The sequence below is a fragment of the Micromonospora sp. WMMD736 genome (assembly GCF_049179015.1).
GTDB lineage: Bacteria > Actinomycetota > Actinomycetes > Mycobacteriales > Micromonosporaceae > Micromonospora.
Genome location: NZ_JBMHMI010000001.1, coordinates 3,239,890 through 3,262,860 on the forward strand (window position 1 = coordinate 3,239,890; position 22,971 = coordinate 3,262,860).

A 22,971-nucleotide genomic window follows, 5' to 3' on the forward strand; every position below is an offset into this window, starting at 1 on the left:
ATGTTTAGTCATCGTAGGCACGGCGGTACATTGCGTTAAATGGGCCCCAATCGATTGCGCCACCGCCTTGTCGACAGTGACCAGTCGTGGAGCGCTCGACAGCGGCGTCGTCGTTCGGAATGGCTGGCGCGCACCTTTCCCGACATCGCCGACATGCACGTCGTCGATCTCGGTGGCCGGCTCGGTACCTGGCAACGCGCCAGCGTGCGGCCGGCCCGCGTCACCGTGGTCAACCTGGAGCAGCCGCCCGCCGCCGTGCCCGAATGGGCCCACGTCGAGCAGGCCGACGCCTGCGACCTGCCACCCCACGTCGCCAAGGGCGGCTACGACCTGGTCTTCTCCAACTCGGTGCTGGAACACGTCGGCGGCCACGAACGCCGGCTGCGGTTCTCCGCCACGGCCCGTTCGCTGGCCGATCGGCACTGGGTGCAGACGCCCTACCGCTACTTCCCCATCGAGCCGCACTGGATCGCGCCCGGGATGCAGTTCCTACCGATCCGGATGCGCACGGCGCTCGCTCGCCGTTGGCCCCTCGGGCACAAACCGACCCGCAGCCACGAGGCCGCCATCCACCAGGTGCTCTGGACCGAACTGCTGGACCGTTCGCAGATGCGTCACTACTTTCCCGACTCGACAATGCTCGTCGAGCGGGTCTTCGGCCTGCCGAAGTCGTTGATCGCCGTACGGACCGGACGCTGAGCCGGATCAGAAAAGGGTCAGCTCGTCCTTCTCGATGCCACGTAGCCGGTCGTAGTTGACGACGACGCACCGGATGCCCCGGTCGGCGGCGAGCACCCGGGCCTGCGGCTTGATCTCCTGCGCGGCGAACACCCCGGTGACCGGGCTGAGCAGCGGGTCACGGTTCATGAGTTCGAGGTAACGGGTCAACTGCTCCACGCCGTCGATCTCGCCACGCCGCTTGACCTCGACGGCCACGGCGCCGGAGTTCGCGTCCCGGCACAGCAGGTCCACCGGGCCGATCGCCGTCATGTACTCGCGGCGCACCAACGTGAACCCCTCGCCCAGCACGCTCGGGTTGGCCGCCAGCAACTCCTGTAGGTGCGCCTCCACCCCGTCCTTGCGCAGGCCGGGATCCACACCCAGCTCGTACGAGGTGTCCTGGAAGACCTCCTCCAGGGTGATCCGCAACTCCTCGCCGGCCTTGTTGACCACCCGCCACACGCCGGGGGCCTCCTCCAGCCGACACGGCGGGCTCATCCAGTTCAGCGGCTTGTACGCACGGTCGTCGGCGTGGATCGACACCGACCCGTCCGCCTTCACCATCAACAGCCGGGTCGCCGGCGGCAGGTGAGCCGAGAGCCGTCCGACGTAGTCCACCGAGCACTTCGCAATGACCAACCGCACCCGACGAGGGTAGCCGAGCAGCCCGCAACCGCCACCGAGCGGCACTGGCGCGTCGGTGCGATGCTGAGACCGTGTTCGAAGTTCTCACCGGCACCGGCCTCGCCGCCTCGGCGGGGTTGAACGCCTACATACCCCTGCTCGTCCTCGGCCTGCTCGGCCGCTACACCAACCTGATCGACCTGCCCAGCGGCTGGACGTGGCTCGGCAACGGCTGGGTCATCGTCATCCTGGCCGTCCTGCTCGCCGTCGAGATGGTGGCGGACAAGGTGCCGGTCGTCGACCACGTCAACGACGTGGTGCAGACCGTCGTCCGACCCACCGCCGGTGGTCTCGCCTTCGGGGCCGGCTCGTCGTCGGAGACCGTGACCGTCAGCGACCCGGGGAGCTTCTTCTCCAGCCACCAATGGGTGCCGGTCGCCACGGGCGTACTCCTCGCCTTCGGTGTACACCTGCTCAAATCCGCCGCACGCCCGGTCGTCAACGCCACCACCGCTGGGTTCGGCGCCCCGGTGGCCAGCACCGCCGAGGACGCGACGAGCGTGATCATGTCCCTGGTCGCGGTCATCCTGCCGGTGCTCGTACTCGCCTTCCTGGTGGGCCTGGTCGTCTTCGTCTACTGGTTCCTCCGTCGACGCTCCGAACGCCGCCGGGAACGCGAGGCGGCCCGCGCCGCCGGCTTCCGCGTCTGACCTCCGGTACGCCCTCCTCACCGAGGCTGCGCCGCCTGCGCGCTCTCGCATCTCCAGATCTTGGACACTTTCCGTCAACTGATGACGGGAAGTGTCCAAGATCTGGAGGTACGCCGATGGCCGGCACCCGTTCAGGGTGCCGGCCATCGGTGTGAGGTCTTAGCTGTTCCAGTGGTGGGCGACGAGGTCGGTGGCCTGCTGCTCCCACTGGGCATAGGCGTCCGGGTAGGCGGAGACCTGCACGGTCTGCGCGGCGTCGGTCAGCGGCATGTCCTGCCAGCCGTCCACCTGGCGCAGGCCCTTGAGGAACGCGGTCGTCGAGTACTCGGGGTTGGTGATCTGCTCCGGCGTGCCCCAACCGGAGGAGGGGCGCTGCTGGAACAGGCCGAGGGAGTCGTGGTCGTTGGCGTCGCCGAGGTGACCCAGGTTCTCCAGCTTGGACTCCTGCAGGCTGGTCGCGATGGAGATGACCGCGGCCCGCTCGGGCAGACCGGCCTTCTTCGTGGCGGCGATGATGGCCTTGGCGTTGGCGGTCTGCTCGTCGTTGAGGTCGATGTGCGACTGGGTGCCCTGCGGCTTCGGCGCGGCGCTCTGCACCGCGGCGGCGACGGGCTTGGTGTCCACGGCCGGGTTGGCGTGGGCGGCGATGGGGCCGGCGAAGACGCCACCGGCGAACGCGAGACCAGCAATGGACAGCATGCTCTTGCGGAAGATCGTGTTCATCAGGGTTGCTCCTTCGGGGGTAGGAAACACCCCCGCGTCACCCATTCGGGGGGATCGGTGACGCCGGGGTGTCAGCACCTCGTCCGGGCGCTCATGCGAAGTCTTGAGGGGGCGGCCTGCGAGCCGGGGGTTCGCGGCGCGGCCGGTCCGGGTGTAACGACCGGCGGGCCGGGGCCATTCCCGGGGGCGTGGCGGCTTGCAAGCCGGGGGGCTCGCGGCGGCCGGTCCGGGTGTAACGACCCGGGGGTCGGGGCCATTCCCGCAGGCGGCGGCCCGTGGGACGTCGTGCCGGTCGGTGCGTAACGCCCGGCGGGCCGGGGTCATTCGCCGGGGCCTTTGCTCTGCTTCAACCGAGGAAACACCTGCCGTCCGATAATCGGACAGCGGGTGTCGCCTGGGCTGAAGCAGAGCAAAGGGCACGACACGGGGAGGCACGGCCCGCAGGGCGGTGGATCACCGACCCGCGATGATCCCCGCACACCCGCGCACCCGGCCACCATCAACGGACATAACGCCCAACCGACACCGTCGACGACCCTGCGGGGTGGTGATCCACACGAGATCGCCGAACTGGGGGCATCCGAGGCCGGTTGATACCCCCAGATCGACGGTGTCGAGTCGATCATGCCCAGCGCAGGGTCGCGAAAGCCTAATATCGGGGCAAGACACTAGAGGAGGTCGGCATGACCGCTGCAATGGAGATGCCCCGAGTCCAGGAATGTGTCGTCGCAGCGTGCGCGTACAACCAGGGCGGTGACTGCCACGCCTTCGCGATCACCATCGGCAGCATGGACCACGCGCACTGCCACACCTTCGTCGAGTCACCCGTCCGGGGCGGGGTGGACGGCCTCACCGCGCAGGTGGGCGCCTGCCAGCGTGCCGACTGCCGGCACAACGAGCAGTTGGAGTGCCACGCCTCGTCGATCAAGGTGGGGCCGGACAACGACCTGGCCGACTGCATGACGTACGCGGGTCGCTGACCCCTTCGGCAACCCGTCAGGGCAGGTCGTTGGCCTGCCGGATGACCGTCACCAGGTCGTCGACGATCCCGGTGAGGGCGAAGTCCTTCGGAGTGAAGACCCGGGCCACCCCGGCGGTGAGCAGGAGATCCGCGTCACCGGCGGGGATGATGCCGCCGACCACCACGGGCAGGTCCGCGCGGCCGGCGGCCCGCAGCCCGTCGAGCACCGCGGGCACGGCCGCCAGGTGCGAGCCGGACAACACCGAAAGCCCGACCAGGTCGACGTCCTCCTCGACGGCGGCCGCGACGATCTGCCCGGCGGTCAGCCGGATGCCCTGGTAGACGACCTCGAAGCCGGCGTCGCGAGCGCGAACGGCGATCTGCTCCGCGCCGTTCGAGTGCCCGTCCAGGCCCGGCTTGCCGACGAGCAACCGCAGCCGTCCGCTGCCCAGCTCGCGCGCGGTCGCGGCGACCCGCTCGCGGACCGCGGCGAGACCCGCGTCGCCACCGCTGCCGGTGGCGCCGGACAGGCCGGTCGGTGCCCGGTACTCACCGAAGACCGCACGCAGCGCGCCGGCCCACTCCCCGGTGGTCACCCCGACCCGCACACACTCCAGGGTCGCCGGCATCAGGTTGGTGGTGGTCGCGGCGTCCGCGCGGAGCCGGGCCAGTGCCGCGTCGACCGCCGCGCCGTCGCGTCCGGCACGCCATTCGCGTACGGAGGCGACGGCGGCCGCCTCGACCATGGGATCGACCTGTACGACGGCCTCGGCGCCCGCCGCCGTCAGCGGGGACGGTTCGGTCTCGGCGAAGCGGTTGACGCCCACCACCACGTCGACGCCGGACTCCATCCGGCGGCGGCGCTCGGCCAGCGAGGCGACCAGCGCGCTCTTGAGATAGCCGGATTCCACGGCGGCCACCACACCGCCCATCTCCAACACGGCGTCCAGTTCGTCCCGCGCCCCGGTGACGATCTCGTCGACGAGCGCGGTCATCACGTGCGAGCCGGCGAAGAGGTCGGGGTATTCGAGCAGGTCCGACTCGTACGCCAGGACCTGCTGCATCCGGAGCGACCACTGCTGGTCCCAGGGCCGGGGCAGGCCGAGCGCCTCGTTCCAGGCGGGCAGTTGCACGGCGCGGGCGCGGGCGTCCCGGGACATCGTCACGCCGAGCATCTCCAGCACGATGCGCTGGATGTTGTTCTCCGGCTGCGCCTCGGTGAGGCCGAGCGAGTTGACCTGTACGCCGTAGCGAAACCGTCGCTGCCGGGCCTCGGACACGCCGTACCGGTCTCGGGTGATCTCGTCCCAGAGCACTCCGAACGCGCGCATCTTGGCGATCTCCTCGACGAAACGCACCCCGGCGTTGACGAAGAACGAGACGCGCTGCACCACGTCACCCATCCGCTCGGCGGGCACCTGCCCGGAGTCGCGGACCGTATCGAGGACGGCGACGGCGGTGGCCAGCGCGAAGCCGACCTCCTGCACGGGCGTCGCGCCAGCCTCCTGAAGGTGGTACGAGCAGATGTTGACCGGGTTCCACCTGGGCATCGTCGTCAGCGTGTGGGCGATGACGTCCGCCGTCAGGCGCAGCGAGGCCGCCGGCGGAAAGATGTACGTCCCCCGGGACAGGTACTCCTTGATGATGTCGTTCTGCGTGGTGCCGGAGAGCCTGTCGGTGGTCGATCCCTGTTCCGCCGCCACGGTCCCGTAGAGCGCGAGCAGCCACATCGCCGGGGCGTTGATGGTCATCGAGGTGTTCATCTCGGCGAGCGGAATGCCGTCGAAGAGCGCCCGCATGTCGCCCAGGTGGGCCACCGGCACGCCGACCCGGCCGACCTCGCCGGCGGCCAGCTCGTGATCGGGGTCGTAGCCGGTCTGGGTGGGTAGGTCGAAGGCGACCGACAGGCCGGTCTGACCCTTGGCGAGGTTGCGGCGGAAGAGCGCGTTGGTGGCGGCGGCCGACGAGTGGCCGGCGTACGTGCGCATGACCCACGGGCGGTCCCGCTCGGGCAGCCGGCTCGGCGTCTCATCCATGGCCGGAGTCTAAGTTACCGCCGAGTAGAAGAGGTTGTGGAAAACCACACAGGTCCATGTCGGGGACGGCCGGGCGCGAAGCGCCCGCGGTGGCGCGGACCGCCACACCCCGGGCGCCCACCGATCGACGCCAGGACGCACACTTGACGTCATGGATGACGAGCTGGCCATCTCCGTCCGAGGGCTACGCAAGGCGTACGGCGACAACGTGGCGGTGGCGGGCGTGGACCTCGACGTCCACCGGGGCGAGGTGTTCGCGTTGCTCGGCCCGAACGGCGCGGGCAAGACCACGACCGTGGAGATCCTGGAGGGCTACCGGCACCGGGATGCCGGCGAGGTGGCCGTACTCGGGGCGGACCCGGCCCGACCCGACGCCGACTGGCGCTCCCGGGTGGGCATCGTGCTCCAGGGCACCGGCGAGTTCGACGAGCTGACCGTGGCCGAGGTGGTCCGACACTTCTCCGGCTTCTATCCCGATGCGGACGACCCCGCCAAGGTGATCGAGCGGGTCGGGCTGGGGGCGAAGGCGAAGGCCCGTACGCACACCCTCTCCGGCGGGCAGAAGCGCCGCCTCGACGTGGCGCTGGGCATCATCGGTCGTCCCGAGCTGCTCTTCCTCGACGAGCCGACCACCGGCTTCGATCCGGAGGCCCGCCGCGAGTTCTGGGAGCTGATCCGCGACCTCGCCGCAGCCGGCACCACGATCGTGCTCACCACCCACTACCTGGACGAGGCGGAGGCGCTCGCCGACCGGGTCGGCGTGATCGCCGCCGGCCGGCTGGTCGAGGTTGCCGCGCCCAACCGGCTGGGCAACCGCCAGGACGCCCTGGCGACGGTCTCCTGGCGTACCCCGGAAGGGGCTTGGGAGAGCGCGCAGAGCGCGACGCCGACGGCCCTGGTGGCCGATCTGGCCGCGCGCTACGGCGGTGAGGTCCCCGGGCTCACGGTGACCCGGCCGACCCTGGAGGACGTCTACCTCACGATGATCGGACACGCGCGATGACGACCACGACGAAGCCGGCCACGCCGATCGCCGCGACCTCGGGCCGACGGCCGGGCGCGGGCGCGCTCGCCCTGCGCCAGGGCCGACTGGAGATCACCCAGTTCCTGCGCAGCCGGGAGTCCGTGGTCTTCACGATGGGTTTCCCCATCATCATGATTCTGATCTTCGCGTCGATCTTCGACGGGACGATCGGCGGCGGGGTCAGGTTCACCCAGTACTTCATCACCGGCATGATCGCGACCGGCCTGATGACGGTGAGCTTCCAGAACCTGGGCATCTGGATCCCGATCGAGCGGGACCGGGGCGTGCTCAAGCGCTACCGGGGCACACCCATGCCGAAGTGGGTCTGGTTCGCCGGAAAAGTGATCATGGTGGTGGCGATCGGGATCGCCGAGACCGCGCTGCTGCTGGCCGTCGCGGTGGCGCTGTTCGATCTCGACCTGCCCGGCACCGCCGGAAAGTGGTTCACCTTCGGCTGGGTCTCCGTGCTCGGGGTGACCGCCTGCACCCTGTGCGGCATCGCCATCTCGTCGCTGGCCCGCACCGCCCGCAGCGGTTCGGCCGTGGTGACCCCGGTCGCGCTGGTGCTCCAGTTCATCTCCGGCGTGTTCTTCGTCTTCACCGACCTGCCCACCTGGATGCAGCAGGTGGCGGCGTTCTTCCCGCTCAAGTGGATGTGCCAGGGGCTGCGGGCGGTCTTCCTGCCGGAGAGCTTCGGAGCGCAGGAGCCGGGCGGCTCGTTCGAGCTGGGGCGGGTGGCGCTGGTGCTGGCCCTGTGGTGCGTGATCGGCCTGGTGCTCTGCCTGACCACCTTCCGCTGGACCACCAAGCGCGACGGCTGAGCGGCCGACCGGGGCGGACACCCGCCCCGGTCGACGCCGCCGTCTCAGTACGTGTAGAAGCCCTTGCCGGTCTTGCGGCCCAGGTCACCGGCGGTGACCATGCGCTGGAGCAGCTCCGGGGGGAAGAACTTCTCGTCGGCCGTGTCGGTGTAGATGTTCTTCGAGGCGTGCAGCAGCACGTCCACCCCGGTCAGGTCGGTGGTCGCCAGCGGACCCATGGCGTGCCCGAAGCCGAGCCGGCAGGCGGTGTCCAGGTCCTCGGCGGACACCACACCCGACTCGACCAGCTTGACCGCCTCCATGACCAGGGCGGAGATCAGCCGGGTGGTGACGAAGCCGGCGATGTCCCGGTTGACCACGACGACCGTCTTGCCGATCTCCTCGGCGAAGGCACGCGCCGTGTCGAGCGTGGCGTCGCTGGTCTTGTAGCCGCGCACCAGCTCACAGAGCTGCATCATCGGCACCGGGGAGAAGAAGTGGGTGCCGACGACGGCCTCCGGCCGCTCGGTGACCGCTGCGATCTGGGTGACCGGAATGGCCGACGTGTTGGTGGCGAGCACCGCGTCGGACTTGCAGATCTTGTCCAGCGCCCGGAACGCCTCGTGCTTGATCTCCAGCCGCTCGAAGACCGCCTCGACCACGATGTCCGCGTCCGCCGCGGCCTCCAGGTCGGTGGTCGGCGTGATCCGCGCGAGGGTCGCCTCGACGTCGGACGCCTCGATCTTGCCCTTCTCGGCGAACTTCTCCAGCGACTTCCGGATGCCGCCGAGCCCCCGGGTGGTGGCCGCGTCGTCCAGGTCGCGCAGCGTCACCTGCCAGCCCGCCTGCGCCGCCACCTGGGCGATGCCGGAGCCCATCAGCCCGGCCCCGACGACCGCGAGTCGACCCGCCATCTTGTTCTCCCTCGCTGCGATTGAGTGCCTGCCTGCACCCTAGTCGGCGAGCCTGAACGATGACTAAGGGCAGGTGACGGATCCACGACTCGCCGCAGCGAACAAACTCCCGAGTGGGTGCATCGAACCCTACGACAACCAACAAGTGGAAACAGCCAGGAGCTCATGATGCGCGCAACGTCCATGGTCGGAACCCTCACCTGCCTCCTGCTCGTAGCGGCGTGCTCGTCGCCCGCACACCAGGACGGCAACGCCGCGCCGGCCGGCTCGCCCGACCCGACGACCAGCGCGGCGACCACCGGCAGCCCCACTCCGCCGGCCCCTTCCGCCTCCTCGACGCCGTCCGCCCGGCAGTCCAGCGCCGCGACCCGCCCCACGTCGCTCGTCCTCGGTCCGAACGGCATCGGTTCACTCAAGCTCGGCATGACCCGTCAGCAGGCCACCGGGACGGGACTGCTGCGGGCGTTCGCGGACACCACGGCCGGCTGCACGCCGGCGCACCTGCGGGCCGCTCCGAGCGAGGAGGGGATCGTCAACCTCTCGCCGACGTTGGGTATCGCCACCATCAACGCGTACGAGGGGATCAAGACGCCCGAAGGAGTGCACATCGGCATGTCGAGCGCCGAGATGCTCCGGATCTACCCGGGCTGGAAGACCGCCGACGGGGACGCGACGAACGGTCGCGGCTTCGCGAAGACCCCTGGCAACAGCAAGGCCGTCTACCGCATCGCGACGCGGAACGGCAAGGTCATCGACCTGACCCTCCAGTACGCGAACCAGGACTGCTACGAGTAGACCGAACCGAAACGGCCGGCCTGCGGCGCCAGCGCGCTGGACATTCGCAGGCCGGCCAGGATCTCGTCGGTCAGGTCCTCGTCGCCGACCTGCTTGATCTGGAGGTAGACGCCGTAGCGGCGCTGCGGCACGGCGATCACGACCTCGCTGAACGACACCGACCCGCCACAGGAGGTCCACCGCCGGACCAGCGCCCGGTCACCGCCCACGCCCACGGTCCGCTCGGGCTGCTGGACGCAGGAGGCGTGGCTGGGTAACGCCGCGACCGGGTCGCCGCCGAGCAGGGCCCTGCTCACGCCGACGAACACACCGGGCATCCCACTGGCCGGATCCGGCCAGGCGGCGAGATCCGGGGCGACGACGAGACCCGGCGCCTGACCGGCCGGGAGGCGCAGCACCGAAGGGTCCCAGCCGGCGTCCTTCACCTGGCCGGCCCAGTTCGCCGGCACCGCGACCGAGAGAGCACCGGAGGCATCGTGTACGCGAACCCACCCGGACCGTTCCGACAACGTGGAACTGGATCCCGTCGTCGCCAGCAGGGCGGCCAGGGCGACCGCGACGCCGACACCCCTCCCCAGCTGCCGCACGAGCCGACCACGGCCCGCCTCCCGCTGCGTCGACGCGATGACCCGGTGCAGTTCGTCGAGCATCACCGCGGCGGACGCCCAGCGTTGCCGCGGGTCGGGATGCAGCGCCCGCCGCACCAGGTCATCCACTTCGGAGGGAACTCCGGGCCGAACCTGGGATGGGCGGGGAAGGGCACGCCCGGCCCGGCCCGGACGGCTGCCGGAGGACCGTGCCGGTTCGGGCGGGCGGCCGGTCAGCATGTGGTAGGTCGTCGCGCCGATCGCGTACACGTCCGCGCGGATGTCCAGACCGCCACCGGCGGTGGCCTGCTCGGGCGGCATGTAACCGGGCGTGCCGGCCGCGATCGTAAAGCCGGACGCGTTGGCGAGCGCCTTGGCCAGGCCGAGGTCGGCGACGAGCACCCGGTCCCGGCCCGCCGCCGGCTGGAACAACACGTTTGACGGTTTGAGGTCCCGGTGCAGCACGCCCGCCTCGTGCAGCACCATGACGGCGCGGGTGATGTCGGCCGCGACGAGCAGCGCCTCCCGGACCGGCATCGGTCCCGAGGCGAGTCGATCCGCGAGAGTGCCACCGGCCGCGTACGGCATCACCAGGTACGGCCGTCCGTCCGGCAGCTCACCGACGTCGAGCACACGCACGAGCAGACTCGAATCCGTCCGCCGCATGATCCGTGCCTCCTGCTCGAACCGCTCCCGCAGATCGGAGTGGTACGACCAGTTGTCGGCCAGCACCTTGATCGCGACGGAGGCGTCCAGAGCATCGTCGGCGCCGAGCCACACGGTGGCGAACGCCCCGGATCCGATACGCCCTACAACGCGATATCGGCCGATCTTGCCGGGTACTGACACGCCCGTATTATGGCCGACTGAACGCTGAGGAACGGGGCCTGAGCATGCCAGACGATCTTGACATCGAGGAACTCGCGGATCGTGCCGCCAAGGGGGACGCCGCCGCGCTCGACGCGTTGCTGAGCCGGATCGGCCCGCAGGTCATGCGACAGTGCCTACGCCTGCTCCCCTGCCGACAGGACGCCGAGGAGGCCTGCCAGGATGCTCTGCTGCAGGTCGCCCGCAAGATTGACAGCTTCGCTGGCCGGTCCAAGTTCTCCACCTGGCTGCACATCGTCACCGCCAACTGCGCCCGGCAGACGTACCGGAGCCTCAAGCGTCGGGCCGAGGAGCAGTCCATGCCACAGCTCCCGCTCGACACCGCCGACCCCCGCACCACGAGCGTGATCGCAGGCTCCCGACTCGACCTGCTCGACGCGCTGGAACGGCTGGAGGCGCACCGACCCGAACTGGTCGCCCCGTTGGTACTGCGCGACCTGTGCCAGTTGACCTACGACCAGATCGCCGACCACCTCGCCATTCCGGTCGGCACCCTGAAGTCACGCATCCACGACGCACGACGGCACGTGCGTGCCTCGCTACAGGCCACCTGAGACCGCGAGAGGCGCAGTGGGGCCTCAGATCTCCAGCGACGGTTCCTCGGGCGTGGTCCCCCGCTCCACCGCCACGCCGAGCGCGCGCAGGTCGGCCACGAAGTCCGGGTACCCCCGGTCGACGTGGTGCACGTGCGAGACCTCGGTGGCTCCGTCCGCACAGAGTCCCGCGATGATCAGTCCGGCGCCCGCCCGGATGTCCGTGGCGCGTACCGGCGCTCCGGACAGCCGCTCCCGACCCCGGACCACGGCGTGGTGCCCGTCGGTCTTGATGTCCGCGCCGAGCCGCATCATCTCGTTGGCGAACATGAACCGGCCGTCGAAGATGTTCTCCGTGATCAGGGAAGCCCCGTCGCTGACCGAGGCCAGCCCGATCGCCATCGGCAGCAGGTCGGTGGCGAAGCCGGGGTACGGCAGGGTCACCACATCCACCGCGCGGGGCCGGTCGTCCATCCGTACCCGGAAGCCGTCGCCCCGCGTCTCGACCAGGCCGCCGGCCGCGACGACCTTGTCCAGCGCGACCTCCAGGTAGGCCGGGTCCAACCCGGTCACCGTCACGTCGCCGCGCGTCATCGCGGCGCCGAACGCCCAGGTGCCGGCGACGATCCGGTCCCCCACGGTGGCGTGCCGGACCGGGCGCAGGCCGGACACGCCGGTGATCCGCAGGGTGGACGTGCCGGCGCCGGAGATCCGCGCGCCCATCTGGTTGAGCATCGTGCAGATGTCGACGATCTCCGGCTCCCGGGCCGCGTTGTCGATCGTCGTGGCGCCCTGGGCCAGCACCGCTGCCATGACCAGGTTCTCGGTCGCCCCCACGCTGGGGAAGTCCAACACGATGTCGGCGCCGCGCAGCCCGTGCGGGGCCTCGGCGATGACGAACCCGTGTTCGCCGGAGATCTCCGCGCCCATCCGGGTCAGCCCGGAGATGTGCATGTCCAGGCCACGTGAGCCGATCGCGTCGCCGCCCGGGTGCGCCACCCGCACGTAGCCACGGCGGGCCAGCAGGGGACCGAGCACGCAGATCGACGCGCGCAGCCGCCGGACCAGGTCGTAGTCGGCCTCCGCGCCCGGCTGTTCGGGTACGTCGATGGTGACCGAACGGGACCGGGCGACGCCGCCCCGCGCCACCATCGGATCGACGGGGTCGTCCGCGTCGAACCGGACGTCGCAACCCAGCCGCCGCAGCACCTCCCCCATGATCGCGATGTCGGTGATCCGCGGAACGTTGGTGATCACGCTGCGGCCCGGAGCGAGCAGCGCGGCGGCCATCAACTTCAGCGCCGAGTTCTTGGCGCCGACGACGTGCACGGTGCCCGCCAGTCGGGCCGCACCGCAGACCCGGATGACGTCGACGTCGTTGACCGCCGTGTCACCGGCGTCGCCCGGGCCCACCACCGCTGGCCAGCCGGCTGTCGTGTCCGGCCGAGCGGGGATCGTCAGTTCCGGTATCCGTAGGCTGTGCGTCATGGCCGTCCACCTCACGCGCATCTACACCAAGGCCGGCGACGCCGGCATGACCAGGCTGAGCAACAACGAGCAGGTCCCGAAGACCGATCCACGGATCGCCGCGTACGCGGATGTCGACGAGTGCAACGCGGCGATCGGTGTCGCACTCGCCCTGGGCCAGCTCGACGAGGAGCTGCGGGCCGTCCTGGCGTCGGTGCAGAACGACCTGTTCGATGTCGGAGCCGATCTGTCCACGCCCGTCGAGCCGGAGCCCAAGTACCCGCCGCTGCGGGTGACCGAGGAGTACGTCGAGCGTCTGGAGGGCTGGTGCGACGAGTACAACGCGCGCCTGAGCAAGCTCGACTCCTTCATCCTCCCCGGCGGCACCGCCGGGGCGGCGCTGCTGCACGTGGCGCGGACCATCGCCCGGCGAGCCGAGCGGGCGGCGTGGGCGCTGGTCAGCCACGATCCGGACCGGACCAGCCCGCTCCCGGCAAAGTATCTCAACCGGCTCTCCGATCTGCTCTTTATCCTGTCAAGAACGGCAAATCCGGCGGGCGATGTGCTATGGATCCCAGGCGGCAAGCGCTGACCGAAGGCACCGTGCAGGCGTGGGTTCCCGCTCTCGCCGCCGTCACGCGTCCGCAGGGCGGGCACCTCGCCTCAGCCAGCCTTGATCGACTCGGGTTCCACGAAGTCGCGGCATCCGAAGCCCTCGGACACCCCGACCTCAAGAAAGCCGAGTCGATCAGCCCGAAGGCAGGACTCATGAAGGCGGGACTCAGCAAAACCGGTAACGGCAGGTGAGCAAAAACCGGACCGGACCGACACACCGCGCCGCGGACGGGTTTCCGGGGCAGCCCGTCCGGCGCAGGGATCAAGCCTGACCGCCCGGAGCCGGGCGGGCTGCCCCGGAAACCCAAACAGCGACCACGGACGGCGTGGCGGGCTGCCCCGGAAACCCCCAACAGCGACCAGAGACAGACAGAGGCCTCAGGCAGCCGGCCAGTCCTGGGAGGCCAGACGCGGCGAGACCGCCCCCGGAGGGGCGGCCTCGAGCCAGGAGAGAAAACCGGTCACGGTCGACCGCGCCATGGCGATCTCCACCGGTGCGTGGTGACTCGTACAGCGGAGGATCACCCAGTCGGCCGGCATGGAGAGCCGTTCCTGCCCTTCGGGCAGCCGTCGGCGTTCGACCGCGAGACCTTTGCGGGACAGGACCCGCTTGGGGCGGAGCGCGAAGCTGAACATCCGGTACCAGCGAAGTTCGTCACCGGCGAACCGGCCGAAGCCCGGTGACCAGCCGCGCCCGTCGAGCACGGTGGTCACCCGGACGCTGAGCCGGATGATGCCACCGGTGCGGGTGACGACGGCCCGCCGGACGAAGAGTACGAGAAGCGCGACGAGGATGACGGCGACGCCGATCCCGATCCCTTCGACGATCTCCATCCCCGGTGTGGCTCAGCGGCTCTGCGCGGAAACCGGGGTAGCGCTCTCGGCCAGCACGGTTACGCCCTGGGCGCTCACCGAGAGGAAGCCGCCGGCCACCTCGTACGCGACCTGCTCCCCGCCGGCCAGCTTGATGCGGACCTGGCCGGGCTCGGCGAGCTGACCGAGCAGCGGCGCGTGACCCGGCAGGACACCGAGCTCGCCCTCGGTGGTCCGGGCGACGACCATCTCGGCCTCACCGGACCAGACCTTCTCCTCGACGGCGACGAGCTCGACGTGAAGCTGCTGTGCCACGCTGTCTCCTTGCTGCGGCGACGGATTGCCGAAAGTCTAGTCGTGCCGCCGCGCCGCCCCCAACGCGGGTGGCGAGAGCTGCGCCACGGCTACTTGGTCTTGTTCTGGAATTCCGGGTGCTCGAGCAGGAACGGGTCCAGTTGTTCATTGTGCAGGGCGGTGAAGAAGTCCGGGACGCCTGCCTGGAACTGCTCACCCAGGTATTTCTTACCCTCGTAGACCCCGCCACCGGGGAGCTTGATCATCTGGATGGTGTTCGGGCGGATGTTCTTCAGGGCGAGCCCGAAGTCGACGACGCTGTTGCCCCGGCCGTTGAAGATCAGCGACTGGCCGGCGGCGCGCAGCACCTTGTCCAGCTTGATCGGGTTGGCCACCACGTCGGCGCTGAACGCCTGACCGACCATCGCCTTGACGAACTGCTGCTGGTGGCGCTGCCGGCCATAGTCCGAGTCCGGGACGCCGTTCTTCGGGTAGCGCTGTCGGACGTAGTCCAGTGCCTGCCACCCCTTGAGGTGGTGGGTGCCCTTCTTGTAGACCGCCTGCGGGCCGATGTAGCCCTCGCCGCGCGGGTTGCCCGGCCGCGGGGTGCCGTCGGGCTGCTTGTGCTCGGACTTGACGTCCCGCTCGACGTACATGTCGACGCCGCCCATCGCGTCGACGATCTTCTGGAAGCCGGTGAAGTTGATGATTGCTCCGCCGTCGAACCGCTTGATGCCGGTCACGTTCTGCACGGTGCTGGCCAGCAACTCGAACCCCCGCGCCGCGTCGGGATTCTTGCCGGGCACCTGACTGCCGAACGACATCGCAGCGTTGATCTTGGTCTTCTCGCCGGGGAAGTTGGCCTTCTTGAAGGCCGGGATCTGCACGTAGAGGTCCCGCGGCACCGAGAAGAGGTAGGCGCGGTCCATCGACGCCGGAACGTGCAGCACCATGATCGAGTCGGCCAGCGGCGCAGCCGTCGGCGTACGCGGATCGATACCGACCAGCAGGAGGTTGAGCGGACCCTTGATGTCGCTCTTCTTCTCCTTGGCGCCCGCCGCCTGGTCGCCGAAGAGGTCGGCCTTGCCGACGGCGCCCTCGTAGCGGGCCATCAGCACCTCGGTGCCGACGAGTACGCCGCCGCTGAGCATGGTCAGCACCAGGCCGAACACGGTGCACACCTTGGCCCAGCGCGGCACACCCCGCCACATGGACGACTTGCGGCCCTTCTTGCCGGCCTTACCCACACTCATCTCCGTTCGCTACGCCCACGCACAGGAGACGGGCTCACGTCGTCGAAAGGTTGCACTCGTCCGCGCTCAGGAACGTGAACGCGCGGAGCGACCGTATCTCGACTGCCGCCCGAATGACGACCACGAGTAACGGACCGCGACGATGGTAGGACGTGAAGATGAACAAAAGACTGCCCCGACGTTGCCGGGGCAGTCTTTTGCGGTACGGATCCGATGCGGGCTGTCAGCCCTTCATCAGCTCCTCAGCCTTCTTCTCGAGGTCCTCGAGACCGCCGCACATGAAGAACGCCTGCTCGGGGAAGTGATCGTACTCACCCTCGCTGATCTTCCGGAACGCCTCGATGGTCTCCTTGATCGGGACCGTCGAGCCCGGCACGCCGGTGAACTGCTCCGCCGCGTAGGTGTTCTGCGACAGGAAGCGCTCGATTCGCCGGGCCCGAGCCACGGTGATCTTGTCTTCCTCGGAGAGCTCCTCGATACCGAGGATGGCGATGATGTCCTGCAGGTCCTTGTAGCGCTGCAGGATCCGCTTGACCTCGGTGGCGACCTGGAAGTGGTCCTGGCCGACGAACTCCGGGGCGAGGATCCGGGACGAGGACGCCAGCGGGTCCACGGCCGGGTAGATGCCCTTGTCGGAGATCGACCGCTCGAGGTTGGTGGTCGCGTCCAGGTGGGCGAACGTGGTGGCCGGAGCGGGGTCGGTGTAGTCGTCCGCCGGCACGTAGATGGCCTGCATCGAGGTGATGGCCTGGCCCCGGACGGAGGTGATCCGCTCCTGGAGCTCGCCCATCTCGTCGGCCAGGGTCGGCTGGTAACCCACCGCGCTCGGCATCCGGCCGAGCAGGGTGGAGACCTCGGAACCGGCCTGGGTGAAGCGGAAGATGTTGTCAATGAAGAGCAGCACCTCCTGCTTCTTCACGTCGCGGAAGTACTCCGCCATGGTGAGCGCGGAGAGGGCGACCCGCAGACGGGTGCCCGGCGGCTCGTCCATCTGGCCGTAGACCAGGGCCGTCTTGTCGATGACGCCGGACTCGGTCATCTCGGCGATGAGGTCGTTGCCCTCACGGGTGCGCTCACCCACGCCGGCGAAGACCGAGGTACCACCGAAGTTACGGGCAACCCGGGTGATCATCTCCTGGATGAGCACCGTCTTGCCCACGCCCGCGCCACCGAACAGGCCGATCTTGCCGCCCTTGACGTACGGGGCGAGCAGGTCGATGACCTTGATGCCGGTCTCCAGCATCTCGGTCTTCGGCTCTAGGTCCGCGAAGGCCGGGGCCTTGCGGTGGATACCCCAGTGGTCGTCCGGGGTGAGGGTCTCGCCCTCCTTGAGGTTGAGCACCTCGCCGATCGCGTTGAACACGTGGCCCTTGACCGCGTCGCCCACCGGAACGGTGATCGGCGAACCGGAGTCACGAACCTCCGCGCCGCGAACCAGACCGTCCGTCGGCTGCATCGAGATGGCGCGGACCAGGTTGTCACCCAGGTGCTGGGCGACCTCCAGGGTCAGCGTCTTCTCACCGCCGGACAGGCTCACGGTGACGTTCAGGGCGTTGAACAGGGCCGGCATGGCGTCGCGCGGGAACTCGGCGTCGACGACCGGGCCGATGACCCGGACCACGCGACCCGTGGCCGTCTTGGTCTCTACTGGGGCAGTCATCACACTTCACTTCCCGACGCGGCCAGCGCGTTGGCGCCGCCGACGATCTCGCTGATCTCCTGGGTGATCCCGGCCTGGCGGGCCGAGTTCATCTCACGCGTGTACTTCTCGATCATCTCTTCGGCGTTGTCGGTGGCGCTCTTCATCGCCCGCCGCCGCGCCGCCGACTCACTCGCCGCCGACTCGATCAACGCCGCGTAGATCCGCGTGTTGATGTACCTCGGCAGGAGGGCGTCGAGCAGCGCCTCCGCCTCCGGCTCGAACTCGTACGCCGGCAGCAGCCCCTCGGAGCGCGGCCGGTCCTCCACCTGCATCGGACCGATGACCTTGGTGACCGGGTTCTGCGTCATCAGCGAGTGGAACTCGGTGTAGACGATGTGCAACTCGTCGACGCCGAGCACTCCGTCCGCTCCGGGACCACCGTCGACGTCGTCCGCGCCGGCGGTGAACGCCTTGATCAGCGTCTCACCGACGGTACGGGCGTCCTCGAACGACGGCTGCTCGCTGAAGCCGGTCCAGTTCGCCTCGATCGGACGGTCACGGAACCGGTAGAACCCGACACCCTTACGCCCGATGACGTAGAGCACCGGCTCCTTGCCGTCCGCCTTGAGCCGCGCGATCAGCGACTCGGCCATCCGGATCGCGTTGGAGCTGTAACCGCCGGCCAGGCCACGGTCGCTGGTGACCAACAGGACGCCCGCCCGCCGCACCCGCTCGCGCGGGGTGAGCAGCGGGTGGTCGATCCGCGCGTTGGACGCCAGCGCCGTGAGCACACCGGTGATGGCCTCGGCGTACGGCAGGGACGCCTGCACCCGGGCCTGGGCCTTGGCGATCCGGCTCGTCGCCACGAGCTCCATCGCCTTGGTGATCTTCTTCATCGACTTCGCCGAGCGGATTCGTTGACGAAGAACGCGAACCTGGGCCGCCATCGGATCAGCTCTCGGCCGGGCGGTCGGTAGCGCTGTCGCGGAAGCGGGTCACCGTCTCGCGGTTCTCGTCACCCTCGAGCGGGGCGGCCGGCGCGTCGTTGATCTTGCGCTCGTCCTCCTTGTTGAGGAAGACCTGCTTGAACTCGGCGATCGCGCTGTCCAGCGAGTCGATGATGTCATCGCCCCACTGGTTGTCGGCGATCGACGCGAGCACACCCTCGTGCTTGTGGCGCAGGTACTGGAGGAACTCCGCCTCGAAGCGCCGGATCTCGCCGACCGGAACGTCGTCCAGCTTGCCCTCGGTGCCGGCCCAGACCGAGACGACCTCCTCCTGCACCGGGTACGGCGAGTAGTTCGGCTGCTTGAGCAGCTCGACCAGCCGGACACCGCGGTCCAGCTGGGCCCGGGAGGCCTTGTCCAGGTCCGAGGCGAAGGCGGCGAACGCCTCCAGCTCGCGGTACTGGGCCAGGTTGAGCCGCAGCGAACCGGCGACCTTGCGCATCGGCTTCACCTGTGCGGCGCCGCCGACCCGGGAGACCGAGGTACCGACGTTGATCGCCGGACGGACGCCCTGGTTGAACAGGTCGGTCTCCAGGAAGATCTGGCCGTCGGTGATCGAGATGACGTTGGTCGGGATGAAGGCCGAGATGTCGTTGGCCTTCGTCTCGATGATCGGCAGACCGGTCATCGAGCCGCCACCCAGCTCGTCGGAGAGCTTCGCGCAGCGCTCCAGCAGGCGGGAGTGCAGGTAGAAGACGTCACCCGGGTACGCCTCACGGCCCGGCGGGCGACGCAGCAGCAGCGACACGGCCCGGTACGCCTCGGCCTGCTTGCTCAGGTCGTCGAAGACGATCAGGACGTGCTTGCCGCCGTACATCCAGTGCTGTCCGATGGACGAGCCGGTGTACGGGGCCAGGTACTTGAAGCCGGCCGGGTCGGACGCCGGCGAGGCGACGATGGTCGTGTACTCCATCGCGCCCGCCTCCTCCAGCTGCCCCTTGATCGAGGCAATGGTGGAGGCCTTCTGGCCGATGGCGACGTAGATGCAGCGGACCTGCTTCTTCGGGTCGCCGGTGCGCCAGTTGTCCCGCTGGTTGAGGATCGCGTCCAGCGCGACGGTGGTCTTACCCGTCTTGCGGTCGCCGATGATCAGCTGGCGCTGGCCACGGCCGATCGGGGTCATCGCGTCGATGGCCTTGATGCCGGTCTGCAGCGGCTCGAACACCGACTGCCGGGCCATCACGTTCGGAGCCTGCAGCTCCAGCTCGCGGTAACCCTCCTCGGCGATGTCGCCGAGGCCGTCGATCGGCTGGCCGAGCGCGTTGACCACGCGGCCGAGGAACGCGTCGCCGACCGGAACCGAGAGCACCCGGTCGGTGCGCTTGACGCGCTGCCCCTCCTCCAGCTTGGCGGAGTCACCCAGGACGACGACGCCGATCTCCCGGACGTCGAGGTTCAGCGCCACGCCGAGCGTGCCGTCCTCGAACTCGAGGAGCTCGTTGGTCTTGGTCGAGGGCAGGCCCTCGACGTGGGCGATGCCGTCGCCGGTGTCGGCGACGGTGCCGACCTCCTCGCGGGAGACGTCGGACGAGTAAGAGGAGACGTAGCGCTCCAGAGCGCCGCGGATCTCCTCCGTCGAGATGGTCAGCTCGGCCATCCTCTGCTTCCTTAAAGTTCAGGGGCCCGGGATACCTAGTACCAACCGGTCCGAATGGCGTCTGTCAATCCGGGCGCTGCGGCGGCGGAGCCGCCCCAACGGTGAGGCGGCGGAACCACCGCATTGCTGGCGGCGAGCCGCTCAGCGCTTCGCGAGCGCGTTGCGGGTCTCGTTGAGGCGGCGCAGGATGGTGCCGTCGTACAGGTCGGAACCGACCCGGACACTCACGCCACCGAGAACGGCGGGGTCGACCGTCTGCTTGACGGACACCTCTCGACCGTATATCGCGGCGAGGCTGGCACCCAGTCGACGCTCGTCCTCGTCACTCAACGGGGCCGCGACGGTCACGTACGCCACCTGCCGGTCACGCCGGTCGGCGGCCAGCTCGACCAGCCGGGTGAGCGCTCCGGTGAAGGAACGCCCGCCGAATCCGGCGAGCGCCGCCTCGACGAGGCCCACCGTGACCGGCCGGGCCTTGCCGGCGAGCAGCTCGCGGGCCAGGGTGGCCCGCTGCTCGACCGGGGCGACCGGGTCCGCGAGCGCGTTGCTCAGCGCCGACTGACCGGACACGACCTGACCGAAGCGGAACAGCTCGTCCTCCACCTCGCCCAGCTCACCGGCGGAGTCGGCGCTGGCCAGCAGCGCCTCCACGCCGAGGCGCTCGGCGCCGTCGAGCAACTCCGACGGTGCCGACCAGCGGCCCGAGACCAGCGTGACGAGCAGGTCGAGCGCGTCCGCGCCGATCCGCCCACCCAGCATGTCACCGAGCAGCGCGCCGCGGTCCGCGCCGGGACGGGCCGGGTCGGAGAGCGCCCGACGCAGCCGCGGCTCACGCCGCAGCAGGGTGGCCACGGAGAGGATGGCGTCGGCGGTGGCGGCCACCGCCGACGGCTCCGCGCCGCGGACGTACGCGTCGAGGCGCTCGGCCGCGACCTTGTACGACTCCCGGCTGGCGGCCTGCATCAGCGGGCCCCCGTGCTCTCGAGACCGCTCAGGAACCGGTCGACGGTGCCCTTGCGCCGCGCCTCGTCGGCGAGCGACTCGCCGACGATCTTGCTGGCCAGGTCGACCGCGATGGTGCCGACCTCCGCGCGCAGCTCGCGCACGATGGTGGCCCGCTCGGCGGCGAGCGCGTCCTTGCCGGCCTGGATGACCCGGTCGGACTCCTCCCGCGCCTTGGCGAGGATGTCCTGCCGGATGCCCTCGGCGTCGGCCCGCGCGTCGTCGCGGATCTTGGCCGCGTCGGTCCGGGCCTCAGCGAGCTGGGCACGGTACTGCTCGAGCAGCTGGTTCGCCTCGGCCTGAGCGGCCTCGGCGCGCTTGATGCCGCCCTCGATCGCGTCCACCCGAGCCTGGAACGTCTGCTCCATGCGCGGGAAGACGAACTTCATCAGCACGAAGCAGAGCACGGCGAAGGCGATCGTGCCGACCACGATCTCCTCGGGAATGGGGATGATCGGGTTGTGGTCTGACTCACCACCCTCAGCGGCGAGGAAGTACATAGGTGACCTCCCGGTCGACGAGCGGGATTAGAGCTCTCCCTGCCAGATGAAGCCGAAGGCGATGCCGAACAGCGCGAGCGCCTCGATGACGGCGAAGCCGATCCAGACGTACGGCAGGGTCATCCGGGACGACTCCGGCTGGCGGGCGGTCGACTGGATGTAGGCGGCAAAGACCAGACCAACGCCGATGCCCGGGCCGATGGCCGCAAGGCCATAGCCGATGGCGGCGGTGCTGCCAACGACACCTTCTGCGGCGGCGACGTAATCCATTAGTGGTTCCTCCTGGTTATCACGCGTGTCTCTCACGCGGGACGACAACGGATGGTGCGTAGATCAGTGCTCTTCGGCGAGCGCGCCCTGGATGTAGCTGGCGCTCAGCACCGTGAAGACGTAGGCCTGCAGGACGATGACCAGCGCTTCGAGAAGGGTCAGCGCCACGGTCATCACCCAGGAGACCACCGAGATCGGTGCCAGCCAGGCGTTGGCGTTGATCATCGCGAAGCCGCCGAGCGTGAAAACCAGCAGGAGCATGTGGCCGGCGAACATGTTCGCGAAGAGACGGACGGCCAGGGAGAACGGCCGGATGATGAAGGTAGAGAACGCCTCGATCGGGATCAGCAGCGGCAGGATGTACCACGGTGCCGGCGGGATCAGGGCGTGCTTGAAGTATTTGACGAAGCCGTGGTGCCGGATGCCGATGTAGTTGAACAGCACGTAGCTGATCACCGCGAGGATCGCCGGGAAGGCGATGTGCGAGTTCGGCGAGATCTGGAAGACCGGGATGATCGCGAACGCGTTCGTCACGAGCACGAAGCAGAACAGCGTCGTGAAGTACGGCGCGAACCGCACCCCCTGGTGACCGATCATGTCGACCGAGATGTTGTTGCGCACGAAGCCGTAGATCGACTCGGCGAACCACTGCTTCTTGGTCGGCACCAGCTTCGGGTTCCGGTAGGTCGCCAGGAAGAAGATGATCAGAACGCCGACGGCGATCCAGACCATCAACGTGAACTTGGTGAACCAGTACGAGTTTTCCACACCCCAGGGCAGGATGCTGGGCAGGTAGAAGTCCTCCTTGCTAGGTGGGAATTCTGCCTGGCCCGCTGCCAGGACGTTCGCCTGTCCGAACACCGCGTCCCTTCCTAAGTAGGCGTGCCGAGTCGGCGGATGACCAGGATGACGCCCCCAGCCATGCCGAGCACGAAGCCGATCCCGGTGGCGACGCCACCGGTGTCGAGCCACTGGTCGACCAGCCAGCCGATGAAACCCCACACGAGCATGCCTCCGACGAGGTAGCTGAGCGCGGTCCAACCCTGACCGGCACCGGACGGATAGTCGTCCGGTTGACCGGCGGGACGGGGGGTTTGGTCATCAGCCATGACGGGGCGAACGATATCAGCCGGGAAGACGAGGCTGTGCCTCACCCCCCGCACAACCGTCGTTGTGTGGGCATCTCGGGGCTCGCG

The 22,971-nt window shown here is 69.2% G+C and carries 25 protein-coding genes; 8 read left to right on the forward strand and 17 right to left on the reverse strand.

Annotated elements, in window-relative coordinates; all coding sequences use genetic code 11:
• Nucleotides 1-39: 39 nt before the first annotated feature.
• The gene (locus ACN269_RS14150) at nucleotides 40-699 is read left to right on the forward strand and encodes a methyltransferase domain-containing protein (protein ID WP_421472888.1); all 660 of its coding nucleotides are present in this window, start codon (nucleotides 40-42) and stop codon (nucleotides 697-699) included.
• Between the two features lie 6 nt (nucleotides 700-705).
• On the opposite strand, the gene nucS is transcribed toward ACN269_RS14150, so the two are convergent.
• Nucleotides 706-1,365, reverse strand: coding sequence for an endonuclease NucS (gene nucS / locus ACN269_RS14155; RefSeq protein WP_421472889.1), 660 nt, complete (start codon nucleotides 1,363-1,365; stop codon nucleotides 706-708).
• Nucleotides 1,366-1,436: 71 nt separating this feature from the next.
• Here nucS and ACN269_RS14160 point away from each other — a divergent pair, with 71 nt between their 5' ends.
• The gene (locus ACN269_RS14160; RefSeq protein ID WP_421472890.1) at nucleotides 1,437-2,054 is read left to right on the forward strand and encodes a DUF4126 domain-containing protein; all 618 of its coding nucleotides are present in this window, start codon (nucleotides 1,437-1,439) and stop codon (nucleotides 2,052-2,054) included.
• 159 nt (nucleotides 2,055-2,213) lie between these two features.
• Here the strand turns inward: ACN269_RS14160 and ACN269_RS14165 are convergent, their stop codons facing one another.
• Nucleotides 2,214-2,777: a hypothetical protein gene (locus ACN269_RS14165; RefSeq protein WP_421472891.1), complete on the reverse strand. Its 564-nt coding sequence runs from the start codon at nucleotides 2,775-2,777 to the stop codon at nucleotides 2,214-2,216.
• Between the two features lie 683 nt (nucleotides 2,778-3,460).
• On the opposite strand from ACN269_RS14165, the gene ACN269_RS14170 reads away from it, so the two are divergent.
• Nucleotides 3,461-3,757 carry a DUF1540 domain-containing protein gene (locus ACN269_RS14170; RefSeq protein ID WP_421472892.1) on the forward strand — a complete coding sequence of 99 codons (297 nt, stop codon included), beginning with the start codon at nucleotides 3,461-3,463 and terminating at the stop codon, nucleotides 3,755-3,757.
• A 16-nt stretch (nucleotides 3,758-3,773) separates the two neighbouring features.
• On the opposite strand, the gene ACN269_RS14175 is transcribed toward ACN269_RS14170, so the two are convergent.
• Complete coding sequence (locus ACN269_RS14175) at nucleotides 3,774-5,774, reverse strand: protein meaA (RefSeq protein WP_421472893.1); 2,001 nt, start codon at nucleotides 5,772-5,774, stop codon at nucleotides 3,774-3,776.
• Between the two features lie 151 nt (nucleotides 5,775-5,925).
• Here ACN269_RS14175 and ACN269_RS14180 point away from each other — a divergent pair, with 151 nt between their 5' ends.
• Both ACN269_RS14180 and ACN269_RS14185 read left to right on the forward strand, forming a co-directional pair.
• The gene (locus ACN269_RS14180; protein WP_421472894.1) at nucleotides 5,926-6,777 is read left to right on the forward strand and encodes an ABC transporter ATP-binding protein; all 852 of its coding nucleotides are present in this window, start codon (nucleotides 5,926-5,928) and stop codon (nucleotides 6,775-6,777) included.
• A complete protein-coding gene (locus ACN269_RS14185) occupies nucleotides 6,774-7,619 on the forward strand; it encodes an ABC transporter permease (protein ID WP_421472895.1) in 846 nt (281 codons plus the stop codon). Before ACN269_RS14180 ends, ACN269_RS14185 begins: the two co-directional genes overlap by 4 nt.
• 44 nt (nucleotides 7,620-7,663) lie before the next feature.
• Here ACN269_RS14185 and ACN269_RS14190 read toward each other — a convergent pair whose 3' ends face one another.
• On the reverse strand, nucleotides 7,664-8,512 hold the full coding sequence (locus ACN269_RS14190) for a 3-hydroxyacyl-CoA dehydrogenase family protein (RefSeq protein ID WP_421472896.1): 849 nt from the start codon (nucleotides 8,510-8,512) through the stop codon (nucleotides 7,664-7,666).
• 168 nt (nucleotides 8,513-8,680) lie between these two features.
• Between ACN269_RS14190 and ACN269_RS14195 the strand changes: the two genes are divergently transcribed.
• Complete coding sequence (locus tag ACN269_RS14195) at nucleotides 8,681-9,307, forward strand: hypothetical protein (RefSeq protein WP_421472897.1); 627 nt, start codon at nucleotides 8,681-8,683, stop codon at nucleotides 9,305-9,307.
• On the opposite strand, the gene ACN269_RS14200 is transcribed toward ACN269_RS14195, so the two are convergent.
• Nucleotides 9,298-10,743, reverse strand: a complete 1,446-nt coding sequence (locus tag ACN269_RS14200) for a serine/threonine-protein kinase (RefSeq protein ID WP_421472898.1) — start codon at nucleotides 10,741-10,743, stop codon at nucleotides 9,298-9,300. The two genes, ACN269_RS14195 and ACN269_RS14200, sit on opposite strands and share 10 nt — an antisense overlap.
• A 44-nt stretch (nucleotides 10,744-10,787) precedes the next feature.
• On the opposite strand from ACN269_RS14200, the gene ACN269_RS14205 reads away from it, so the two are divergent.
• Nucleotides 10,788-11,336 carry an RNA polymerase sigma factor gene (locus ACN269_RS14205; RefSeq protein ID WP_421472899.1) on the forward strand — a complete coding sequence of 183 codons (549 nt, stop codon included), beginning with the start codon at nucleotides 10,788-10,790 and terminating at the stop codon, nucleotides 11,334-11,336.
• A 24-nt stretch (nucleotides 11,337-11,360) separates the two neighbouring features.
• Here the strand turns inward: ACN269_RS14205 and murA are convergent, their stop codons facing one another.
• On the reverse strand, nucleotides 11,361-12,803 hold the full coding sequence (gene murA, locus ACN269_RS14210) for a UDP-N-acetylglucosamine 1-carboxyvinyltransferase (protein ID WP_421472900.1): 1,443 nt from the start codon (nucleotides 12,801-12,803) through the stop codon (nucleotides 11,361-11,363).
• Here murA and ACN269_RS14215 point away from each other — a divergent pair.
• The gene (locus tag ACN269_RS14215) at nucleotides 12,802-13,374 is read left to right on the forward strand and encodes a cob(I)yrinic acid a,c-diamide adenosyltransferase (RefSeq protein ID WP_421472901.1); all 573 of its coding nucleotides are present in this window, start codon (nucleotides 12,802-12,804) and stop codon (nucleotides 13,372-13,374) included. The two genes, murA and ACN269_RS14215, sit on opposite strands and share 2 nt — an antisense overlap.
• A gap of 401 nt (nucleotides 13,375-13,775) precedes the next feature.
• Here ACN269_RS14215 and ACN269_RS14220 read toward each other — a convergent pair whose 3' ends face one another.
• The 11 genes from ACN269_RS14220 to ACN269_RS14270 form a co-directional block, all read right to left on the reverse strand.
• Nucleotides 13,776-14,231 (reverse strand): DUF2550 domain-containing protein, encoded by a 456-nt coding sequence (locus ACN269_RS14220; protein WP_421472902.1) that lies wholly within the window; start codon nucleotides 14,229-14,231, stop codon nucleotides 13,776-13,778.
• Between the two features lie 12 nt (nucleotides 14,232-14,243).
• Entirely contained in the window at nucleotides 14,244-14,525 is a 282-nt protein-coding gene (locus ACN269_RS14225) for a F0F1 ATP synthase subunit epsilon (protein WP_421472903.1), read from the reverse strand.
• Between the two features lie 89 nt (nucleotides 14,526-14,614).
• The gene (locus ACN269_RS14230; protein WP_421472904.1) at nucleotides 14,615-15,757 is read right to left on the reverse strand and encodes an LCP family protein; all 1,143 of its coding nucleotides are present in this window, start codon (nucleotides 15,755-15,757) and stop codon (nucleotides 14,615-14,617) included.
• Between the two features lie 223 nt (nucleotides 15,758-15,980).
• Nucleotides 15,981-17,417: a F0F1 ATP synthase subunit beta gene (gene atpD / locus ACN269_RS14235; RefSeq protein WP_421472905.1), complete on the reverse strand. Its 1,437-nt coding sequence runs from the start codon at nucleotides 17,415-17,417 to the stop codon at nucleotides 15,981-15,983.
• Nucleotides 17,417-18,346: a F0F1 ATP synthase subunit gamma gene (locus tag ACN269_RS14240; RefSeq protein WP_421472906.1), complete on the reverse strand. Its 930-nt coding sequence runs from the start codon at nucleotides 18,344-18,346 to the stop codon at nucleotides 17,417-17,419. The genes atpD and ACN269_RS14240 overlap by 1 nt, the downstream gene beginning before the upstream one ends.
• A 4-nt stretch (nucleotides 18,347-18,350) precedes the next feature.
• Nucleotides 18,351-20,003 (reverse strand): F0F1 ATP synthase subunit alpha, encoded by a 1,653-nt coding sequence (atpA, locus tag ACN269_RS14245; protein WP_421472907.1) that lies wholly within the window; start codon nucleotides 20,001-20,003, stop codon nucleotides 18,351-18,353.
• 141 nt (nucleotides 20,004-20,144) lie between these two features.
• Nucleotides 20,145-20,966: a F0F1 ATP synthase subunit delta gene (locus ACN269_RS14250; protein WP_421472908.1), complete on the reverse strand. Its 822-nt coding sequence runs from the start codon at nucleotides 20,964-20,966 to the stop codon at nucleotides 20,145-20,147.
• Nucleotides 20,966-21,505: a F0F1 ATP synthase subunit B gene (locus ACN269_RS14255; RefSeq protein WP_421472909.1), complete on the reverse strand. Its 540-nt coding sequence runs from the start codon at nucleotides 21,503-21,505 to the stop codon at nucleotides 20,966-20,968. The genes ACN269_RS14250 and ACN269_RS14255 overlap by 1 nt, the downstream gene beginning before the upstream one ends.
• Before the next feature lie 27 nt (nucleotides 21,506-21,532).
• A complete protein-coding gene (locus ACN269_RS14260; RefSeq protein WP_357246371.1) occupies nucleotides 21,533-21,775 on the reverse strand; it encodes an ATP synthase F0 subunit C in 243 nt (80 codons plus the stop codon).
• Between the two features lie 63 nt (nucleotides 21,776-21,838).
• Nucleotides 21,839-22,636, reverse strand: a complete 798-nt coding sequence (gene atpB, locus ACN269_RS14265; protein ID WP_421472910.1) for a F0F1 ATP synthase subunit A — start codon at nucleotides 22,634-22,636, stop codon at nucleotides 21,839-21,841.
• An 11-nt stretch (nucleotides 22,637-22,647) separates the two neighbouring features.
• Complete coding sequence (locus tag ACN269_RS14270; RefSeq protein ID WP_421472911.1) at nucleotides 22,648-22,884, reverse strand: AtpZ/AtpI family protein; 237 nt, start codon at nucleotides 22,882-22,884, stop codon at nucleotides 22,648-22,650.
• Nucleotides 22,885-22,971 lie beyond the last annotated feature (87 nt).

Bases quoted from the DNA above. Each gene is read 5' to 3' on its own strand.
- ACN269_RS14150 (WP_421472888.1), top strand. From the start codon at position 40: ATGGGCCCCAATCGATTGCGCCACCGCCTTGTCGACAGTGACCAGTCG.
- ACN269_RS14165 (WP_421472891.1), bottom strand. From the start codon at position 2,777: ATGAACACGATCTTCCGCAAGAGCATGCTGTCCATTGCTGGTCTCGCG.
- ACN269_RS14170 (WP_421472892.1), top strand. From the start codon at position 3,461: ATGACCGCTGCAATGGAGATGCCCCGAGTCCAGGAATGTGTCGTCGCA.
- ACN269_RS14175 (WP_421472893.1), bottom strand. From the start codon at position 5,774: ATGGATGAGACGCCGAGCCGGCTGCCCGAGCGGGACCGCCCGTGGGTC.
- ACN269_RS14180 (WP_421472894.1), top strand. From the start codon at position 5,926: ATGGATGACGAGCTGGCCATCTCCGTCCGAGGGCTACGCAAGGCGTAC.
- ACN269_RS14185 (WP_421472895.1), top strand. From the start codon at position 6,774: ATGACGACCACGACGAAGCCGGCCACGCCGATCGCCGCGACCTCGGGC.
- ACN269_RS14190 (WP_421472896.1), bottom strand. From the start codon at position 8,512: ATGGCGGGTCGACTCGCGGTCGTCGGGGCCGGGCTGATGGGCTCCGGC.
- ACN269_RS14195 (WP_421472897.1), top strand. From the start codon at position 8,681: ATGCGCGCAACGTCCATGGTCGGAACCCTCACCTGCCTCCTGCTCGTA.
- ACN269_RS14205 (WP_421472899.1), top strand. From the start codon at position 10,788: ATGCCAGACGATCTTGACATCGAGGAACTCGCGGATCGTGCCGCCAAG.
- ACN269_RS14215 (WP_421472901.1), top strand. From the start codon at position 12,802: ATGGCCGTCCACCTCACGCGCATCTACACCAAGGCCGGCGACGCCGGC.
- murA (WP_421472900.1), bottom strand. From the start codon at position 12,803: ATGACGCACAGCCTACGGATACCGGAACTGACGATCCCCGCTCGGCCG.
- ACN269_RS14220 (WP_421472902.1), bottom strand. From the start codon at position 14,231: ATGGAGATCGTCGAAGGGATCGGGATCGGCGTCGCCGTCATCCTCGTC.
- ACN269_RS14230 (WP_421472904.1), bottom strand. From the start codon at position 15,757: ATGAGTGTGGGTAAGGCCGGCAAGAAGGGCCGCAAGTCGTCCATGTGG.
- atpD (WP_421472905.1), bottom strand. From the start codon at position 17,417: ATGACTGCCCCAGTAGAGACCAAGACGGCCACGGGTCGCGTGGTCCGG.
- ACN269_RS14240 (WP_421472906.1), bottom strand. From the start codon at position 18,346: ATGGCGGCCCAGGTTCGCGTTCTTCGTCAACGAATCCGCTCGGCGAAG.
- atpA (WP_421472907.1), bottom strand. From the start codon at position 20,003: ATGGCCGAGCTGACCATCTCGACGGAGGAGATCCGCGGCGCTCTGGAG.
- ACN269_RS14250 (WP_421472908.1), bottom strand. From the start codon at position 20,966: ATGCAGGCCGCCAGCCGGGAGTCGTACAAGGTCGCGGCCGAGCGCCTC.
- ACN269_RS14255 (WP_421472909.1), bottom strand. From the start codon at position 21,505: ATGTACTTCCTCGCCGCTGAGGGTGGTGAGTCAGACCACAACCCGATC.
- ACN269_RS14260 (WP_357246371.1), bottom strand. From the start codon at position 21,775: ATGGATTACGTCGCCGCCGCAGAAGGTGTCGTTGGCAGCACCGCCGCC.
- ACN269_RS14270 (WP_421472911.1), bottom strand. From the start codon at position 22,884: ATGGCTGATGACCAAACCCCCCGTCCCGCCGGTCAACCGGACGACTAT.